The organism is Actinomycetota bacterium, assembly GCA_035540895.1.
In the GTDB taxonomy this organism is placed as follows: domain Bacteria; phylum Actinomycetota; class JAICYB01; order JAICYB01; family JAICYB01; genus DATLFR01.
Map to the genome: position 1 here is coordinate 1 of DATLFR010000052.1, position 4,435 is coordinate 4,435.

A 4,435-nucleotide genomic window follows, 5' to 3' on the forward strand; every position below is an offset into this window, starting at 1 on the left:
GCCCGCGGCCGCCGCGTAGGGCTCCGGACCGTCTCCGGCCACCCGGGGGGCCCTCTCGTTACCCAAGCTGTTACCTAAGCAAGAGCAGGGGCCGTGGGCCGGGGTCCCAGATCGCCCCTGGAAGCACGTCCGGTCCCTGACCTGCGGCCAAGCGAAGAGCGGAGGGGTCTCCTCCGCTCTGGTCGTCTCCTGAAAAACAGAACTCCCGAGGGCCTGGGGCCACTCGGGACTACCCCCCCAACATACGACAGGATTTCGGTCTTGTCAAACGCGAGGAAGTGCCTTGCCCGCGTCGGCCCTCCCGCCTACGCTTGCGCGGTGAACGGTCCGAGGCTCTGCTCGAAGACGGGGTGCGGGAAGCCCGCCGTGGCGTCCTGCGCGTACAACTACGCCGAGCGCCTGGCCTGGATCACCGAGCTGAGGCCGGAGCGGGACCCCTCCTTCTACGACCTCTGTCCCGACCACGCGGCCGGCCTGCGCGTCATGAACGGTTGGACGCTGCAGGACCACCGCGCGAGGCCGGCGACGCAGGCCCCGTTGCTGCTCACCTGAGCGTCCGGGCCCGTCCAGCTCCCCATCCTGGGTAACGTCGTACCCAGGATGCCGATATCGAAGGAGCTCATCGCCCTCATCCGCCGGCTGGACGCCTACGACCTCAGACGGCTGAGGATGCTCATCGACGGCCTGCTGGTCTCCGACGAGCCCGGAGGGGGTCCGGACCCGGGGCGGGTCACCTTCCGTCAGGAGACGGTCCGGTGCGGGAAGCAGTCCTGCCGGACGTGCCCCCACGGTCCGTACTGGTACGCGTACTGGAGGGAGGGCGGCCGTGTCCGCTCACGGTACGTGGGCAAGACGCTGCCCCCCGGCGTCCCGAAGGCTCCTGACTAGGCATCAGCGACCAGCCGGGACCCTCCCGGCGGGGCATGCTCTGCGGCGCTGCGACCGCCGATCATGGGAGCAGGAGCATCGATCACAGGAGGGGCTCGCGATGGACTGCCCGCAGTGCCGCTCGACCGAGACCGGCACGATCGGATTCTCGGAGGTCGCAGAGGGAGCACGGTTCCACTACTGCCGCCGGTGCGAGCACCGGTGGTGGACGGCCAGGTCTCAGACCGTCCCGCTGGACACGATCCTGACCCAGGTGGCGAACCTGCCTAAGGTGTCGTAGTTCGTCGTATCCTTGCGGCGTGCTGACACGCCTGCGGTCCACCCGGGCCTACGCCCGCCTGTCCGCGTACCCGACCGTTCACCAATTCGTCCGGTACGCGCTCGTGGGCGCCTTGAACGTGGTCGTGATGCTGGGGATCTTCAACCTCCTGCTGCTGAGCGACCTGCACCCCAACGTCGCCCAGGCGGTCGCGTTCCTGATCACCACCGTCCAGGGGTTCTACCTGCACAAGACGTGGGCGTTCCGCGACGAGGGCCGTCACCCGCCGCTGCGCGGGTACCTCGTGTTCCTTGCGCTCACCGTGGTCGGGCTCGGCATCAACCAGGCGGCCTTCACGCTCTTCCTGGTCCCGCTCGGCCGGTACGGCCTGATAGGGAAGAACGTCGCCTCCCTCGCCGCGGTCCCTTTCTCGGTCGTGTGGAACTTCATGGCTTACCGGACGTGGACCTTCCGGCCCGCAGCTCCCGCCGCATCCTCACGATCTCCCGGATCGTTCGCCAGATGACCTTCGGGGTGGCCCCCTTCGGCCGGCCGGCGGGCCGCGGATGGTGCGGCACCCCCACCTCCACGATCCCGTAACCGGCCTCACGCGACCGGATCATCAGCTCGGGAGAGATGAAGGCCGACCGCGACCGCAGGTCGTCCAGGAACCGGTCCAGGACCGGCCTCCCGATCAGCTTGAACGCGCAGTCGACGTCGTGGAGCCTCAGGTCGAACACGGCCCGCAGGACGAGGTGGTACACGCGGGCGACGACGAGGCGGTGCCACGGGTCGTTGCGCTTGATCCGGTAGCCGACGACGATCGGGACCTCCGGTCCGAACCGGGGAACGAGGCGGTCGAGGTCGCCGATCCGGAACTGCCGGTCGCCGTCCGTGAAGAAGACGGCGTCCATGCGGCTCGCCCGCAGGCCCGTCTGGAGCGCGTGTCCGTACCCCAGGTTCGCCGGGTGGCGCTCGCACCGGACCTCCGGGTGCCGGGCCACGTAACGCTCCACGACCGAAGGGGTCGCGTCGGTGGAGCCGTCGTCCACGACGATGATCTCGAACCGCTCCGCGAAGGCGGGCAGCGTCGCCAGGGCCTCCTCGAGGAGGGGGCCGATGTTCTCCTCCTCGTTGAAGACCGGGAAGAAGCAGCTCAGCGACGAGATCTTCTGCATGCGTTGGCTCGGGTCGCGGACGGCCCTAACCCTATCCGGTGGTCGGCGCGACGACCGTGACCCACCACCGCACTAGACTGCGTCCGTGGGTAGGTTCCACACCCTCCGAGCTATGCCCCGACGCTTCGCCTGGTGGGCGTCCACGCCCTCGGGCCTGCTCTGGCTGTTCGTCGCGGGCGCCGCGATACGGCTCTGGCTCGCGACGCGACCCGGCTTCAGCGTCGATATGGGTTCCTTCCGCGGCTGGGCCGTGCAGCTCGACGACGTCGGACCGCGAGCGTTCTACCCCCCCGAGGCGTACGGCGAGGGGACGCCCGGAGTCCCGCCGAGCCGGTTCATCGACTACCCGCCCGGTTACCTGTACGTGCTGTGGGGGCTGGGTGCGATCTCGCGCCGTCTGTTCGGCGTAGGGCCCCCGGACGTCCTGCTCAAGCTGCCCCCGATACTGGGCGACCTGGCGCTGGCCTGGGTCGTCGTTCAACTCGCGGCCCGGCTCACTCCGGCCGCCTACCGGCGGGTGCCCTGGCGGGGGACCGCGGCGGCGGCCGTCCTGCTCAACCCCGCCCTGATCGTGGTGAGCGCACTGTGGGGCCAGGTCGACGTCTTCCAGGCGCTGCTCATCCTCGGGGCATTCCTGCTGCTGGGCACGGGGGCGGCCACGTTCCAGCGTGAGGCCGGGGGGCTGGCCCTGCTCGTCCTCGCGGTCCTCACGAAGCCACAGGCGCTCTTCGTCGTCCCCGTGGCTGTGCTGGTGCTCGTATGGCGGCACGCGCGGGCTGCTGCTGCCGACCCGGCCCCCGGACGGCTCGCACTCGCGCTCGCGCGCATCGCCGCCCTCGGGGTCACCTCGGCCGCGTTCGCCCTGCTCGTGATCTGGCCGTTCCTGGGCCCAAACCCGGTCCGGCTGCTCAGGTTCTACCAGCACGCGTCGAGCACCTACCCGCATACGAGCGTATGGGCGTTCAACCTCTGGGGGGCCCTGGGCTTCTGGAAGCCCGACTCCGGTCCGGAGGCGTTCCCGTCGCCGGCGGTCCCTGCGGTGGCGATCGGGTGGACGCTCTTCGCCGTCGGGGCGGCCTTCGTGGGATGGCGCGCCTGGCGGTCGCTGGGGCGCGGTGAGGCGGAGGGCAGGGTCCTGCTGGCCGGGGCGTTGTCCCTCACGCTCGTCGCGTTCGCGGTCCTGACCCGGATCCACGAGCGCTACCTCTTCGTGGTCATCGCGGGCCTCGCGGCGTTCGCTGCCTACCGGGGGCTGCGCTGGGCCCTCGCCGGGCTGTCCCTGCTGTACCTCGTCAACGTCTGGCTCCCTTACGGGTACTACACGTTCTTCCACCACCAGACCGCCAGGGAGGACCCTCCCGCGTGGTACCGGAGGGTCTTCACGCTGGTGTTCGGGGACCCCGAGGTGACGGACACCCCGCAGCGCGCCACCCTCTCGCTGGTCGGCGGTCTGGCCTGCCTCTTCGTCGCCTGGCGCGTCTGGACGTGGCTCGAGGCCCGGTCGGGAGCGGAGGAGGCGGTCTCGGCTCCCGAGCCGCCCGTATGGGCCCGGTCGGCCGCCCCCGTGCGCGAGCAGGCGCCTCCCCCCTGGACCCTGACGCTGCATCCGGTCGGCCTGCGTGGGGCCGCGATCGCGCTGCTCGTCTTCGTGGTCGCGCTGGCGACGAAGGTGGTGGGCCTCGGTCACCCGGCCGGCATGTACTTCGACGAGGTCTACCACGCGCGCACCGCCGGCGAGTACCTCGAGGGGCAGCCCGTCTACGAGTGGACGCACCCGCCGCTCGCGAAGCTGGGGATGGCCGCCTCGATCAGGGGCCTGTCCCGGTTCCGGACGACGGTGGCGCCCGACGCGCCCGCCGTCCGAGGACCCATGGCGGCCGGGGAGGACAGGATGTACGCGGTCCACGACCGCCGGCCGGCCACCGTCGTGCCGCTCGCCTTCGACGACGGGTGCTCCGTCCGGGCGGACGGGAGGGCGATCGGTCCGGTCGCCGGGCCTGTCACCGCCCTCGCCGCCTCGGGAGACCGGCTGTTCGTGGGGGCGGACGACGGCGCGGGCGGGACCCTGCACAGGTTCGATCGCGGGCGCGCCGTCTGGACGGTCCCCCTG

The 4,435-nt window shown here is 71.0% G+C and carries 6 protein-coding genes; 5 read left to right on the forward strand and 1 reads right to left on the reverse strand.

The window, feature by feature from the left end; genetic code table 11:
- Positions 1-318: 318 nt before the first annotated feature.
- The 4 genes from VM840_02690 (at position 319) to VM840_02705 (ending at position 1,673) form a co-directional block, all read left to right on the forward strand.
- Positions 319-552 (forward strand): DUF3499 family protein, encoded by a 234-nt coding sequence (locus VM840_02690; GenBank protein ID HVL80483.1) that lies wholly within the window; start codon positions 319-321, stop codon positions 550-552.
- 48 nt (positions 553-600) lie between these two features.
- Positions 601-888, forward strand: a complete 288-nt coding sequence (locus tag VM840_02695; protein ID HVL80484.1) for a hypothetical protein — start codon at positions 601-603, stop codon at positions 886-888.
- A gap of 100 nt (positions 889-988) precedes the next feature.
- A complete protein-coding gene (locus tag VM840_02700; GenBank protein ID HVL80485.1) occupies positions 989-1,168 on the forward strand; it encodes a hypothetical protein in 180 nt (59 codons plus the stop codon).
- Between the two features lie 19 nt (positions 1,169-1,187).
- A complete protein-coding gene (locus VM840_02705; GenBank protein HVL80486.1) occupies positions 1,188-1,673 on the forward strand; it encodes a GtrA family protein in 486 nt (161 codons plus the stop codon).
- On the opposite strand, the gene VM840_02710 is transcribed toward VM840_02705, so the two are convergent.
- Complete coding sequence (locus VM840_02710) at positions 1,594-2,325, reverse strand: glycosyltransferase family 2 protein (protein ID HVL80487.1); 732 nt, start codon at positions 2,323-2,325, stop codon at positions 1,594-1,596. The genes VM840_02705 and VM840_02710 overlap by 80 nt on opposite strands.
- Before the next feature lie 112 nt (positions 2,326-2,437).
- Here VM840_02710 and VM840_02715 point away from each other — a divergent pair.
- The coding region (locus tag VM840_02715) for a hypothetical protein (protein ID HVL80488.1) at positions 2,438-4,435 on the forward strand (1,998 nt) is incomplete at its 3' end.

Coding starts and splice junctions, on each gene's coding strand:
- VM840_02710 (HVL80487.1), bottom strand. CDS start 2,325: ATGCAGAAGATCTCGTCGCTGAGCTGCTTCTTCCCGGTCTTCAACGAG.
- VM840_02700 (HVL80485.1), top strand. CDS start 989: ATGGACTGCCCGCAGTGCCGCTCGACCGAGACCGGCACGATCGGATTC.
- VM840_02695 (HVL80484.1), top strand. CDS start 601: ATGCCGATATCGAAGGAGCTCATCGCCCTCATCCGCCGGCTGGACGCC.